General features: G+C 66.8%; 13 protein-coding genes and 1 pseudogene. 5 read left to right on the forward strand and 9 right to left on the reverse strand.

All coding sequences use genetic code 11. The annotated features are described in order from the left end of the window. The first annotated feature begins 536 nt into the window (after positions 1-536). The 3 genes and pseudogenes from IEY55_RS28740 to IEY55_RS28750 all read left to right on the forward strand — a co-directional run. Positions 537-1,022 (forward strand): hypothetical protein, encoded by a 486-nt coding sequence (locus tag IEY55_RS28740; protein ID WP_189061718.1) that lies wholly within the window; start codon positions 537-539, stop codon positions 1,020-1,022. 92 nt (positions 1,023-1,114) lie between these two features. Next, the gene (locus IEY55_RS28745) at positions 1,115-1,861 is read left to right on the forward strand and encodes a metal-dependent hydrolase (protein ID WP_189061719.1); all 747 of its coding nucleotides are present in this window, start codon (positions 1,115-1,117) and stop codon (positions 1,859-1,861) included. Positions 1,862-3,361: 1,500 nt separating this feature from the next. Beyond that, positions 3,362-3,695 (forward strand): annotated as a pseudogene (locus IEY55_RS28750) (helicase); the annotation flags it as partial. Between the two features lie 120 nt (positions 3,696-3,815). Here IEY55_RS28750 and IEY55_RS28755 read toward each other — a convergent pair. Together IEY55_RS28755 and IEY55_RS28760 are read right to left on the reverse strand one after the other, a co-directional pair. Further along, a complete protein-coding gene (locus IEY55_RS28755) occupies positions 3,816-4,469 on the reverse strand; it encodes a class F sortase (protein WP_189061720.1) in 654 nt (217 codons plus the stop codon). Between the two features lie 6 nt (positions 4,470-4,475). Further along, positions 4,476-4,856, reverse strand: a complete 381-nt coding sequence (locus tag IEY55_RS28760; protein ID WP_189061721.1) for a GVDTG sorting domain-containing protein — start codon at positions 4,854-4,856, stop codon at positions 4,476-4,478. Positions 4,857-5,915: 1,059 nt separating this feature from the next. Between IEY55_RS28760 and IEY55_RS28765 the strand changes: the two genes are divergently transcribed. Beyond that, entirely contained in the window at positions 5,916-6,074 is a 159-nt protein-coding gene (locus tag IEY55_RS28765) for a hypothetical protein (RefSeq protein ID WP_189061722.1), read from the forward strand. 25 nt (positions 6,075-6,099) lie between these two features. Then, complete coding sequence (locus IEY55_RS33140; protein ID WP_189061723.1) at positions 6,100-6,189, forward strand: hypothetical protein; 90 nt, start codon at positions 6,100-6,102, stop codon at positions 6,187-6,189. A 298-nt stretch (positions 6,190-6,487) separates the two neighbouring features. Here IEY55_RS33140 and IEY55_RS28775 read toward each other — a convergent pair whose 3' ends face one another. From IEY55_RS28775 to IEY55_RS28805, 7 genes are all read right to left on the reverse strand, one after another. After that, positions 6,488-6,901 carry a lasso peptide biosynthesis B2 protein gene (locus IEY55_RS28775; protein WP_189061724.1) on the reverse strand — a complete coding sequence of 138 codons (414 nt, stop codon included), beginning with the start codon at positions 6,899-6,901 and terminating at the stop codon, positions 6,488-6,490. Beyond that, positions 6,898-7,155 carry a lasso peptide biosynthesis PqqD family chaperone gene (locus IEY55_RS28780; protein ID WP_189061725.1) on the reverse strand — a complete coding sequence of 86 codons (258 nt, stop codon included), beginning with the start codon at positions 7,153-7,155 and terminating at the stop codon, positions 6,898-6,900. The genes IEY55_RS28775 and IEY55_RS28780 overlap by 4 nt, the downstream gene beginning before the upstream one ends. 70 nt (positions 7,156-7,225) lie before the next feature. Beyond that, positions 7,226-7,801, reverse strand: a complete 576-nt coding sequence (locus IEY55_RS28785; protein WP_189061726.1) for a DUF6919 domain-containing protein — start codon at positions 7,799-7,801, stop codon at positions 7,226-7,228. Beyond that, positions 7,798-9,018, reverse strand: a complete 1,221-nt coding sequence (locus IEY55_RS28790; protein WP_189061727.1) for a cytochrome P450 — start codon at positions 9,016-9,018, stop codon at positions 7,798-7,800. Before IEY55_RS28790 ends, IEY55_RS28785 begins: the two co-directional genes overlap by 4 nt. A 94-nt stretch (positions 9,019-9,112) precedes the next feature. Then, positions 9,113-10,903: an ABC transporter ATP-binding protein gene (locus tag IEY55_RS28795; protein ID WP_189061728.1), complete on the reverse strand. Its 1,791-nt coding sequence runs from the start codon at positions 10,901-10,903 to the stop codon at positions 9,113-9,115. A 49-nt stretch (positions 10,904-10,952) separates the two neighbouring features. After that, positions 10,953-12,167: a cytochrome P450 family protein gene (locus tag IEY55_RS28800; protein WP_189061729.1), complete on the reverse strand. Its 1,215-nt coding sequence runs from the start codon at positions 12,165-12,167 to the stop codon at positions 10,953-10,955. Positions 12,168-12,278: 111 nt separating this feature from the next. Then, positions 12,279-13,891: asparagine synthase-related protein (locus tag IEY55_RS28805; RefSeq protein WP_194500064.1), on the reverse strand; the 1,613-nt coding region annotated here is incomplete at its 5' end.

Here is a 13,891-nt window from a genome sequence, read left to right on the forward strand (position 1 = left end):
CCTGGCAGGTCAGTCGAGCCAACCTGCCATCTCCAGGCGATCCACCGCTAATCAGACAGTCCCGTTTGGTGCCCAAGTCGGCCGTGCGGGCCGTGGCGTCGATATCGCGGGTGGTCGCGATCTGATGGTCGTGCGACGGACGGACGGGTCGGTGGCCCGCGTCGAACCGTCAGGCCCCGGCCGTGTGCCAGCATCATCGCAGCGAGTCCTGTGTCAACACCGACAGTCCTGCCGCCTGGCTCTTTGGATTGAAGTCAGCATCTCGGGAACTATGGCGCGTCTGGTGACAGGTCCAGCGGCCTGCGGCCGTTCGGGTGCTTTCCGCCGTCTTGCCACCTCTTCTCCCCGAACTGTGTCGGTGCTCACTCCTATCGTCGACGTGATTGCAAGGGGGTGGAGTTGTGGTTCATGTCCGGGGTTACACCAGGCGTGACGGTACGCGGGTGCGGCCGCACCCGCGGTCGGCGCCGGGAAAGCGCGGGGCAGGAGGATTTTTCGCTGGCGCCGCGGTGGTGCTCCTCGTAGGTGGGGCAGGCATGGCGGCCAACAAGGGCTTCTTCTCGACGCAGCCGCCGGCGCCGCCGGCCCAGGTGAAGGGGTTGACCTTCACGTCGGTGGGCTCTTCGCAGGCGATGCCCTGCAGCGGGTACTCCTACGGCGAGGTGCAGCGGTTCTTCGTCACCAACCCGTGCCAGGCGCTGACCCGGTCGTTGTTCGAGGTCACCAATGATTCGGGCCGGCGGATGCTGGTGGCGGTGTCCTGGACGCAGATGCCGGATCCAACGCGTGCCGGCGAGCTCAAGCGGCTGGCCGACCGCTCCGGAACCGGCAACGTTGCCGAACTGTCCCGCGAGGTGCCCCGCTACAGCAGCACAAAATTCACTGGCAACGCCTACGACTCCCACATCGACGGCAGCACCACGGTGATCGCGCAGGCCGAGCCCCTGGCCGGCAACCCGGACTCAGCGCTGCTCCGCCGAACCGCCCGCGCTGGCCTGCAGGCGCCGCGCCCGACCGACTGAACCGCAACGCCGCACCACCCGGTCGGCCGGAGGGCATCACCGCCTCGGCCGCTGCTAACCAGGACCGGACGTCTGCATCCTCAGATCTTGTGATGGGGCGATCACATGCGGCAACCGGCTGGTGCGCCGGCCTGGGACTCTCGGCGCTATGGGAACAGCCGAGCCCACCGATGGTCGTGCTGATGGCCACCGCCACCGCCGGGTACGCGCTACTGCCAGACCTGGATCACCGCTCCTCGACGGCCTCCCGCCTGCTGGGCCCGCTGACCACGGTGGCCTCGGCCGGGCTGCGACGGGCCTCCGCCGCGGTCTACCAACGGACCCGCACCGGTGCCGACACGCGCCGGGACGGCCAGCACCGCCACCTCGCCCACACCGGCCTCTTCGCCGTGGCCGCGGGCCTGCTCACGGCACTCATCACCGCGCTGGGCGGGCTCATCGCCACACTGATCGTGTTGGCCATCGGCGTGCTGCTGGCCACGGCCGCGCTCGGCGACTGGGTGCTCGGCGCCGTCACCGGCGCCCTCCTCCTCGCAGGGCTCCAGGCCAACGGCCCGATCCTGGCCGGCTACGACACAGCCCGCGCCGGACTCATCCTCGGCCTGCTCGTCGCCGTCGGCTGCCTCATCCACAACCTCGGCGACCTGGTCACCCACTCCGGCGTGCCCCTGCTCTGGCCGCTGCGCATCCGCAGCCAAGCCTGGTACCGCATCCGACCCCCGGCCGCACTCCGGTTCCGCGCCGGCGGCCCCGCCGAATCACTCCTGATCTTCCCCGCTTCTGTGCTGCTGGGCGGCCTGCTGTTCGTGAACGCCCTCTACCCCGCAGCCTTCGCCTGACCACCAGGAGAGGACACACCCTCCAAGGTAGTGACACTGACCAAGACCGACGTGCCCAGCTCACCGGAGTCAGGCTGAACGGAGAGAGCATCCCGTGGTTCACTGCGACGAATGCTGCTTACGATTGTCCGTAAACAAAGACAAGACCCTACCGAAACACTATCTCGAAGACACACACGGCATTCTGTCTCACCGCGAGCAGAAGACGTGCCCCGGATCCAGCACCACCCAATACACCACCGACCGCCAGCTCAGCTCGAAGTGCCGGCGGCCACGCAGCAAACAGACCTGTCCCTGCTGCGGACGAAAGCCACTCACACTCAACAAGAACGGAAAATTCCCCAAGCACAAGGCCCCAGGCGGCGCCAAATGCTCAATGTCAGAAGCCAACTACCCTCGCTGAACAGTCAAGACGATCAGCCTCGCAACCTGAGCAGCTGTACCGGTGCGGCGCGTAGCTTCCGGGCGACCCCTCAACGCAGTTTCTGATCAGCGCTTGCACTGGGCGGATGGGATGTAACCCATCCGACACCCGTACTCGAATTGGAGTTCGCCGGATGTCGGTCCCCTGCCCGCACTCGTGCCGGGATCGAGATAGCCCTGATACTCGGAGCAGGCCGGGTTGAACACGCCCTCCGCGACGGCGCGCGTCCCACACCCAGGGTCACTATCGACCACGGGCGGCGCCGGCACAGGCGGGGGCGCTACCTCCGCCGGCTCGGGTTTCGGCCGGGGCGGCGGAGGCAGCGGGAAGGGCTCCGCAGGGTTGTGGTGGTACTGCACCACCGGGGGTGGCGTGGCTTCAACGCCACTCGCCGCGGCCAAGGGCACCGACAACGCCGCCCCAGCGAGCAAAGCCAGGACAGAGATCGAATGATGCATCGTTCTCTTCTTCCGAAGACGACTCGACGCTACTCCTCCCCAGCGCTGAGTCCAACGGTCCACCATCAATTACCGATAGCAATTCCGCGACCACGTAGGGATGTCCCAGCGGTTCGGAGAAGCCCCGCGGGGGTGCAGCACGCCTGGAGACCGGCAACGCATTCGGCAACACGACATCACCCAACGGACAGCAATCGCCGGCCATGACTCGACACGGCTGGCCGCCGCACGGCCAGCACTGGGTGGCTTCCCCGGCAGTCCGCCGGGGAAGCCACCCAGTGGCCACCGTCTAAAGGTGCAGGTCAGCGCGTTGGATGAGGGTGGGAATTTGGTTCAAGTCGGTCCTCGGACACCCAAACGTCGCATCCGTGCGACATTCCACGTGTCCGTGGTCAAGGGTGCTGACCACGGGCTTGTCGCATCCAGCCCCGTTGTGCGTGTCTTTTCGCGGGGGTGGCGCTGGTGACCACCTCGGCAATTCACCCGGTCGTTCCCCCGACTTCGCAGCCCTGTGGCACCGGCTCGAACGGTGATGTACCCACCGGGCTGGCTTTCGCGCGGCGCACGCCGCCGCTGCCCACCGTCTGCGCACCGCGGATCGCCACCACTGTCTACGGGCTGGCGACCGTGGATGATCGGTGCCGGGTGGCTGACCACGTGGTGCTGCAGGCGCTCGAGGGTGGGTCACCGATGAAACGGAATGTTGAGGTGCGGGTGCTGGCCAGGGAGATGAAGCGGCTGGAGGTGGCGGACGACGGGCTGTGCTTCGATCGGTTGGACTCCCTGTCCGGTGAACGCTTGTACATCGGCCGGATCGGTCTTGTCGAGGAGGAGAACGACTACGAGCCGGTGTTGCTCGATTGGCGGGCTCCGGCGGCGCGCGTTCTACACCGCCACCGGCGCTCACCCGGAGAACATGCGCCGGCGTCGCCAGTTCCACACCCGTGGGCGTCACGACGAGACCGGCACACCCACCCCGACCGGGAACCAACGGATGGCGTAACGATCCGCGGGCGGCTGCCCCTAAACTAGAGTGTGACCAGACAATAACGGGAACTCCAGGTAGGCTGCACTACCGCGATCCCGGCTGTACGTCCACGAGCTTGGCGTAAACAATGATGTTGTCCTTGTAGTTTCCGGAACCCTTGTCGAAGACGCCGCCGCAGGTGATCAGGCGCAGCTCCGGGCCTTTCGTGTCGCCGTAGACGCGCTCGGTCGGGAACTTTTCCTTGGCTACCTGCTCGCGGCGTTCTACGCGGAACGTCGCCACCGTGCCGTCCTGGCGGGTCACACGAATCTCGTCGCCTGGCTGAAGTTCCTTGAGACGGAAGAAGATTCCCGGCTGGTTGCGGCTGTCGATGTGGCCGAGGATCACCGCAGGGCCGATCTCACCTGGTGTGGGGCTGTTCCGGTACCAGCTCGCCTGCATCGGCTTGTCGACCGATGGCACCTCGATGGTGCCGTCCGCGTTGAGGCCGGTGCCGATGAGGGATGACGACACACCAATGCGTGGGATGTCGATCCTGGTAGGTGTCGACCTCGGTAGCACCATCTTCGACGGTGGCGTGACGGAGCCGGTCACGGTCTCCGGTGTGGATACCGGCTGGCTGTCGGTGCGTGCGGCCGACCAGCCCCACGCGCCGATCAGGCCGAGCCCGGACAGGACCAGCAGCGTGGCCACCACGACTAGGCCGGGGTGGCCACGCTGCTGCTCAGGACGCGTCATGTGGGCTCAGCCCTGGTTGGTTCCGCGCCGACGTAGGGCGTACAGGCCCGCGCCGCCACCCACGACCACCGCTGCGGCGCCACCGGCGAGCAGAGCCGGGTTGGCCCCGTTCTCCTCAGCAGCGCCACCGCCACCGGTCTGCGCACCGCCCTTCGGCTTCTTGTCGATCTGCTGCTTCTTGCTTTCAGTCGGCTTTGGGCTGGTCGTCGGCGCCTTGGTGTCCTTGTGCGGTGCCTTGGTGCCGCTGGTCGGGGCCGGTGCGCTGGTAGAAGGGCTCGGCTTGCTGGACGAGTCACCCGTGCCACTGGCCAGCGCGATCGGCGCAGCAGCGATCAAGCCGGCCGCGGCGAGCGTGGCACTCCCAACGAATACACGGCGGACACTCATCAAAGTTCCCTTCCTTTCGCCAAATAAGACAGGCCCCCCGCCTGGGTCACCCACAGTGAGGTGCTGTTACCCGAAAGGGGGGTGCACTTCCACGGTAAGGAACAGCGGGACCGTCCGAGAGACCTCAGCCGAAGATTGACCGAACGACCGAGAGCAGCATGGCCAGACGGCCATATGTCGGCCATTCCCGCAACCTGCGGCCGATTCATGCGTCTTCGTCAGCCGCCGCGTAGGCGGCCATCGCCGACGGGGTCGATCTGCTTCGCTCGTCGACCGGCCGGGAAGGATCATCGGCTTCGGGTCGGGAACGGGTCGAAGTGGCGGTCGAGTCGCGGTCGATGTCTTCATGAGACTGTCCTACTGTGCCTGGTCAGGACCGTTCCCGATGCAGGCTCGCCACCCGCGGAGAGACGACCGTCAATGGCGGACAAGGGCAACCTGTGCCTACGGACTCGGTCGATCAGTAGTTCGCCCTCGGCCATGGTGAACAGACCCTGCCAGACCGCGCGCAGGATGATCTCGACCGTGCTCTGATGAGGTTCCGCGATGCCCGCGATCGGCACGGGAACGGAAGTGACGTGGAGATGTGCTATGGGAGTCCCTCGGTTGGCTAGTGGCACACCGGGGTCCAGGGCACTTACCCGCGTTAGCACGCGCTCCACCGGAGCAGAGTCCAAACTTCCGGAGAAACTCTTCCTGCCGACCCGTGATGCGATTCCACAATGGACAGAGCAGAACGTCCGACCTGGCGGCCAGCGGAGCACAGCCACCGCCGGTCGGCTGCCAAGGCTGGCGCCGAGCAGCGCAGTGTTCACGGGACGCGTTGGGCTGGTTCTCCTCTGTTCGACGGAGTGGGATCGGAAACGCCGTGCCGTGGTGACGCATACGCCCCTGTAGGCCGACTTGATCAGGGCGACTGATGTCCCGGATGGGTAATGATGCGATCCGTTACGGCGTTCTTGTGGATTCGCGCAGCTGAGATCAACCCAGCGTGAACGCCGCTTCGCTGACGGCGCGACTCGTGCACGTTATCCGGTAGGTCGATCCGGAGGGCTGACCTTGACGGCGACCGTGGCCAAGTTTGAGACCCGGCACGGCCGGACCGAGAAGGCTGGCGGCCCGACCGTGCGCGCGGCTATCGACGCCTTCCTCGACTCCCCGAAGGCCAAGGGCAACCCGAACACACTGCGCGCCTACACAGGCGTACTCGCTGCATAGGCTGGGCTGGTTCGCGCAACGCCCGGTGCATCGAGCACTCGAACGCGACGAGAAGGCGGTCACGACCTGGAGGAAGGAGACATGGCCCGCGATAAAAACATCGCCGTGGCCCTGAAGAGCGTCGGGCTCGCTCTCTCAGGGGGGCGCATGGGGGGCTTCGCCCCATCAGCCGGACCCCTTGGCTACCGGCCTACAGCGCACAGAAGACGAGGATGGGGGTGGGCCTACGGTCCGATCGCGCGGTGTGCTTCAGCTCCTGGCAAACTTCGCCCGGCTTCTGCTGAATGGCTGCCGGTAGCGCCACTCCAGCGTGGCCTTCCGATTCAGATTTCAACAAAGACCGTTCGAGCGAACAGGCCGCGAAGCAGCGACTGGCCCCTCCCCTGTCAATAGGTCAACCGATGCGCCTGTTGTCACCGTGGAGGCACGGTCATGAGGGCACGGTAGTAGCCGGCACCGATCGGCTCGCCGACCGGCTGGCCGTCCACCTCGACCCAGGCGTGCGCGGCGAACGGGTTGGTGCGCACACCGACACACCAGGTAGGCCAGGTGCCGCGAAGCCGACAGAGCAGCGCGGTAGCCAGGGAACGGGGCAGGCAGTACGGCCCCGCGCACAACATGCTCGTGCTCGTCACGGTGTCGCGTGCCGCAAGAGCCTGGGCATGGGTTGCGGGTACCGCGCCAACACGCAACACCGTCAGGACGGCACGGATACGACGGGGTGGTAGATGAGCCATCAGACGGGCAACACCGATCACCACACGCGCGACGAGGCGGCGGTACAGCCGGGGCTTGGGGCCGGCAGGAAGGACGACGGGCCCACTCATACAGTCACCAGCTTAGCTCGCCGGAGGTGCTCCACCAGGCTGGTCACATCGTCTGCTGCTCGGGCAGGTTCGACGGCATAGCGTTCGACCAGTTGCTCCGTGGCCTGCTGCGGGCTGCCGCCGGAAAGGAGCGTGCTTAGCACGAGCGAGCCACTGGGATTGAGCTGCCAGTAGGTACCGGTGCGTTCATCGAGGAGCACCGTGGCATCGTCAGCCGTCGTCATCGATACGTCCCGACGCAGGGTGAACGGCATTGTCGTCTCCGAAGTCGAAGCGGTCAGCGGTGTGGGAACACAGGTCACGGCTCGCCGCACCTGGGCTGGTTCATGTAGTGGTTCCGAAGAGGTCATCCAGGAATGGCCAGAGCACCGTGTTGCGGCCCCACACCGGATCCACGAGGGTGGGCTGGTCTGCCGAGCACAGGGCATCGATGGCCGCAGATTTACACACGTCGAAGCTGTCGGCGACCGCGCGGCGCGACAGCCAGGTGCCGAACGTGGTGTGTTGCTTCCCGTTGCGGGTGGTCACGACGATCCCATCGGGGTTGCGGTCGGTTGCGGTGGGCGTAAGCAGAACCAATTCGGTACCGGCCACCGCCGCCCTGATCCGCTCGAGGACCTCTTCCTCGGCAAACCCGGTGACCGCGGCCCGTTGTACCCACACGACACCATCGGGCCCCGCTGACTCGGGAAAGCCGGGCTGGCTGGCGTTGGTGACGAACCCACCGCGGTTGCACGCCGCGAGCGTGCCGATCAACTCGTGGGTCTCGACATACGGTCCCTCGCCCGGTGGGTAGCCGGGGCGGGAGGCGAGGTCACCCGTCAGCCAGTGGGCGGTCAGTTCACCGAGATCGCCCAGTCCCCGAGCCGTCCGCCACTGCTGCACCTCGTACTCGTTCATCCTCGATCGTCCCCTCTGTACGTGTTCTTGCTGATCCGGCTTGCCCTGTCGGGAGGCGCCGTCCCCCCGTTGCCATGTCCATGTAGGTGGACGCGGAGGGAGAGTGGGCGGTCATCCGGTGCGGGACCGGCCGGTGCGAGGTCGGGGAAGCGGCCGACGAGGGTACCGAGGGCGAGCTCGGCTTCCATCTTGGCCAGGCGCGCGCCCAGACAGAAGTGAATGCCGTGCCCGAAAGCAACATCGTCACGAGTACGGCGATGGATGTCGAACGCGTGCGGATCGGTGAACGTGATCGGATCGTGGTTGGCGCTCATCAGCATCACGGCCACGTAGCTTCCGCCCGGGATGACGGCACCACCGATGTCGACGTCCTCCACGGCGTAGCGGGGCACCGAAGGCACCGGGCCGGCGCAACGCAGCAGTTCGTCGACCATCGAGGAGACATGCGCAGGGCTATCGCGCAGCAGGGCCCGCAGCTCCGGATCGTCCAGTAACGCCGCAATGCCGTGGCTGATCAACGTGACAGTGGTGAGATGGCCAGACACAAAGAGCAAGCGGGCCAGTTCGAGGACTTCAGTGTCGGAGAGCTTGTGGTTGTTTCGGGCCGTAACCAGGCCGCCGAGGAGGTCGTCCGTGCGGCGCGCATGTCGGTCGTCGATCACTTCGCGCAGCACGTTCTCCGCGCACTCCAACGGCACTCCCGCGGCGGGTACCTCCGCGGTGTGTGCCGCATCCAGCAACCGGTCACAGGCCGTTCGGGGAATGCCGAGTATGTGGCAGATCACTCGTACCGGCAGCGGAAACACGAACGTTTCGACCAGGTCGATCTCGTCACTGACGGCAACAGCATCGAGCAGCTCGTCGACGATGCGCTGGACACGAGGGCGCAGTGTCTCGACCTGCTTCGCGCTGAAGGCCCGGACGACCTGCTTCCGTAGCCGGGTATGGTCCGGTGGATCGGCCGCAACCATGCTCCAGCCGAGCTGATCGTTGGGCTCGTGACTTGTGGGGTCCGCTGCGGCATAAGACTTGTTGCTGAGCCGTGGATCGGTGAGCGCTGCCACGACGTCGGCATACCGCGTGACGATCCACCTACCTACTCCCCCGTCCTCCCCCGGCAGGTATCGAACCGGTCCGGGTTCGGGGAAGTGCTGGCCCAGTGGACCACTACAGGTGGCGGTCGGAACTCGCGGCAACGGGTCGGCATCCGTGTCCATGGCACACCTCGTTCGTCATCTTCCGGAAAGGAGTCGTTCGGCCCTCGGCGCCGGATCCGTACCGACGCGTCGTCCTGCCCCACGAAGAAGCCGGCTACACGGTTGTGGGATGTCGCGGCACGGGCTTTTCCGCCATGCCGGCGGCCAGCTGCTGGTACAGCTCGCTGGTCCGCAGTAGCTCGTGGTGCCGGCCCACCGCGTGCACTCTGCCTCGGTCCAGGACCACGACCTGTTGCGCATCTCTGGCGACGTCCAACCGGTGCGTCACGGCGATGACGGTGCGGGCTCTGGCTTCCGCAACGATGGTTCGGAACAACTTGCGTTCGGTCCGACCGTCCAGTTGTGAGGTTGCCTCATCGAGAATCAGGACATCCGCTTGGCGCAGCAGTGCTCTCGCTATCGCAATCCGCTGCCGCTGCCCACCGGACATGGTGATGCCACGTTCCCCGACCGGAGTGTCGAGTCCCTCCGGTAGTGAGTCGATCCACTCACATAGGTCGACGGCCTGCAGGGTAGCCATCACGTCGGTGGTTCCGGCGTCGGGCGCACCGTAGAGCAACGCTGCACGAAGAGTGTCTCCGAGTAAGGCGGCGTCCTGTTCGACGTAGGCGATCTTGCGGCGGAGGTGCTGTCGTGGATACTGCCGAATGTCGACGCCGTCGAGCAGGATGCTTCCCCGCTCCACCTCGTGGAAGCGCTCGATCAAGTTGAGCACGGTGGTCTTGCCCGCGCCCGACGGCCCCACGAGTAGGGTGAGACCACGCTGGGCGTGGAAAGTAACGTCGGTCAGAACCTGCTTGTCACCGTAGGTGAAGCCGGCCCTGTCCAGCCGGACCCCCGACAGGAGCGGCGTACTCCCCCAGCCCGGCCGATACATCCCCGGTGGGATCACAGGCTCTGTCCCGTTCGACTCGGCGGGAAGACTCCGGAGTTGCTCGATCCGCCGTATCGCCGCCAGCCCTGCGGACAGCACGGAGGCCGCGCCGGCAAAGATGGAGATCGGGCCGCGGAGGTACACCACGTACAACAGGAACCCCACGAGCTCGGGGACGGTGAGCGCGCCCGCCGAGACTCGGACGATGCCGAGCACGAGCGTGACGAGAAACACCAACTCGATCGAGACCTTGGCGATCCCGTCGGCTGCCGCCTCGATCCGGGCCGCCCTGGTACCCGTCCGATACGCCGCCTCGGCGTAGCCGCGAAGAACCCTCTCCTCGCGGTCCTCGGTGGCGAACGCCTTGACCGTCCGGAAACTCACCAGGATCCGTTGCAGAGCGCCCGTCATGCGGCCGAGCTGGTCCTGCAGTTGCCCCGTCATGCGGTACAGGCGGTTCCAACACAACCAGTCGGCCACTCCCGCCAACAGCAGCATGCCCAGGACGACCAGGAGCATGAGCACGTCGATCGTCGACATCAGGACGCAGGCCACGACAAGGACCAGCGGCGCGGCAACACCGTTGACCACCGCACTCGACAGCGCACCTTGCAGGACCGCGGTGTCGCTGGCGAAGCGGGACAACGTGTCACCGGCCGAGCATCGCTCCAGATCCGGGACGCGGCACCGGAGGATGCACGACGCCAGGTTTTGACGGACTCCGAAGATCACGCGGTGGCCAAATCGTTCCAGCGCATACTTGGCCACCATTGACAGTAGGATGCTGGACAGCGCTGCGGCAGCCATGAGCACCACGGGAGATCGCAGGCTCCCTCCGGACTGGAGGGCATCGAGAATCCTGTTGACCACCAGTGGCTGCACCAACGCGGCACTCTGGGATGCAAGCTGCAGGAGCAGCAGGAGAAGGAGGACCAGCCGCCCACCACGAAGGTAGCTCCACACCTGTTCACCGGACCGCGGTGTCGTCTGATCGTCTTCGACCGCTCGCAACTGTCCACTCCTCTGGCTGGCCGTGTTTGGTGGTCCGGGCTCCTGGTCTTCAGCCAAGCTGGACGGGAAGCGTGCTGGGCGCGCGCAGGAACGACCGAAGCCAGGTGATCTCGGTAGGACAGACGACCAAGGCGAGCCGGGGGAAGCGCTCCAGCAGGGTCGCCAGTGCGATCTCGGCCTCTACCCGGCCCAGGGCGGCGCCGACACAGAAGTGGGCGCCGTGGCCGAACGCCACGTGCGAGGTGTCCTGCCGCGCGATGTCGAACCGGTCCGGATCGGGAAATTGCCGAGGATCGCGGTTGGCAGCGGCGAGCACGACCTGGACCGTCTGTCCCTCCGGGATCCGCACCCCGTTGGCTTCCACGGGCTCCCGGGTGAAGCGGCGGGCCGCCAGCTCCAGCGGGCAGCGGTACCGCAGCACTTCCTCGACCGCCTGTGGGATCAGGGCAGGTTGCTCCCGCAGCAACTTTAGTTGCTCGGGGTGGGTGAGCAGGGTGAAGACCGCGGTGCTGATCAGGTTGCTCGTGACGTCGAGACCGGCCAGAAGCAGCGAAATCAGCAGGGTGACCAGTTCGGTGTCATCAAGCCGGCCTTCCTCGTGGGCCCGGACCATGTCCGACACCAGATCCTCACCCGGCTCGCTCCGGCGCAGATGCAGGAGGCGTAAGGCGAAGTCGACCATGGGGCGCAACGGGTCATCCGGCTGGTCGGGGCGGTTGGTGCGCACCGCGTGCGTGCGAACGACGAGCTCCTCACGGTCGTCATGGTCGAGGTTGAGCAGTTCCCCCAGTACCCGGGCGGGCAGCGGATCGGCGAAGTGTTCCACCAGGTCCACGCGGCTGTCCTGCTCGGTGAGCCGGTCCACCGCCTGGTTGGTCACCTGCTGGATCCGGGGCCGCAAGGAGCGGACATGGTGCGCGGTGAAGTGGTGGGCCACAACGCGACGCAGCCGGGTGTGGCCGGGTGGGTCGCGGCGAGCCAGAATGTTTTCGAAGTACTGTTCGATTCCCGTGGGAATGGCGGCTTCCGGGAGTGACTCGCCGGAGGCGACATGACATTCGTTGCGTTGCAGGCGGCTGTCCTGCAGAAGGGCTTTGGACTCTTCGTAGCTTGTCACGATCCACGCCGGGCTGTCCGCCGTGTACTGCGCCCGAGAAACGGGCTGCCGGTCACGGAGCGCGCGATACGTACAATATTGGTCGTTATGAAACTGGTCGCTGAACAGGTCCGGAACGTCGGGCAGCGACGGTAGGGTATCGGTCATAATTTCCCCCTCAAATCAGTCCCCATACACAAGGGCACGCACCCCTGCTCCCGGGGTGGCGACCGGGTGATGACTGTCCGAACGAAACGACAGGCCCCTTGGTTTTCGGAGTCAGCTTTCTCGCGTATCGAGCATGGCGGCCGAACGGAGCCACGCCTCGCAGGCGAGTGTCTGCACGAGCACCGGGCGAAGGGTGGAGCCGGCGCACACCTGGGACACGGCCGTACGCAGCCGGTGGGCGTCCACCAGGCCATACCGGGCCAGCAGGGGGTCGTCACACAACGCCAGCAGCTCCGGGCGGTGGTGGCGGAACCCGGCGGAGACCTCCACGCCCGTGTCCGACTTGGTTCTGCGGCGCAACAGGGTCTTCGGGACAATTCCTCGCATCGCCTCGACCAGGAGCGGCTTGTACTGCCATGGGGTGGTGCGTTCGTGCACCCGCACCGCCAGGCACGCCTCGACCACACGGTCGTCGAGGAAGGGACACTCCCTGGTCAGACCGGCACCGGCCACGACCTGGGCGTCCAGGCGGGAGAACCGGCCGGCGGTCTGGACGAGGGCGATCGCCTCGTGCTGCCCGCGCAACCGCGACAACGGCTCGGCGCTTTCCGCGGCACCGGCCAGTAGGGAGCGGGCCGCCGCGGCCGCGGTCGGCGTCGCCCAGGGTGGCATGCGCAGGGACGGTCCCCAGCCTCCCGGGCCGTCGGGTGGCGGCGCCGTCAAGAGCTGTGTCGCCTCGTTGGCGAGCCAGGCGGCGTAGTTGCGTCGGTCGCACAGCCTCCGCATGACGGACCCGGTGGACCAGCGGCGCAGGATCTGATGCCCGCGTAAGTGCCGGTAGAACAGCAACGGCCGGGTGCGGGCCAGGTCGTGTAGGTAGGCGCGGCGGGTCCACACCACCTCGTCGCCGCCATGTCCGGTGAGTTGGAGTGTGCAGCCGTCGGTGACCAGCCGCCGCGCAAGCGCCAGTGACTGGGCCTGGCCACGTACGCCGGGGAACGGCTCGTCGGCTCCGCTGGGCCGCACGATGTCGGCGAACTGTCGTGGACGTTGTTCCGGGGTTACCACGAGCCGTTGCACTCCGGGGAGGTCGTGGGCTGCGGTCTGCGCCCACAGCGCATCGTCGTCGCCTTCGTCCATCCCGGTGCAGGTGACGGCGATGAGGTCGTTCCAGCGTGGTTTCGTCAGGAAGCACAGTGACGTGGAGTCGAGGCCCCCCGACAGATCGCAGCCGATCGGTGTCTGCGGCCGGATGGCGTCGAGACGGACGGACACCGCCGTCGTCAGGGCCTCGCGCAGCACGGCAGCGCCTTCCGGCAGGGACAGGCTCGGTTCGGGCGGGCTCCACCACCGCACGGTGCGACTCCGTTCGGCGGCTTCGACCAGCAGGTAGTGGCCGGGCGGCACCCCGTGTACCCCGTGCCACGGGGTGGCATCACTCAGCGGGTGCGGCATCCCCGGGTCGAGCAAGCGGGCGGCCAGCCAACGGTGGTCCAGTTCGGCCGCCCCGAGTCGAGCCAGTACGTCGGCCCGGTCGGCGGCGACCACTGTGCCCGCGACCGTCGTGGCGAAGACTCGCCGGAACCCCGAAGCACTGCCCTGGACACGGATCCGGTCGCCGACGACCGCGATCAGGTGGAAGCTGCCCGGCAGGGTCGCGGCGAGCCGGTCCAGATCGCCGACACTGTTGATCCGGCTTGCCATGTCGGCCAGCTGGGTGGCGG

The organism is Longimycelium tulufanense, from assembly GCF_014645795.1.
GTDB classification, from domain to species: Bacteria; Actinomycetota; Actinomycetes; order Mycobacteriales; family Pseudonocardiaceae; genus Longimycelium; species Longimycelium tulufanense.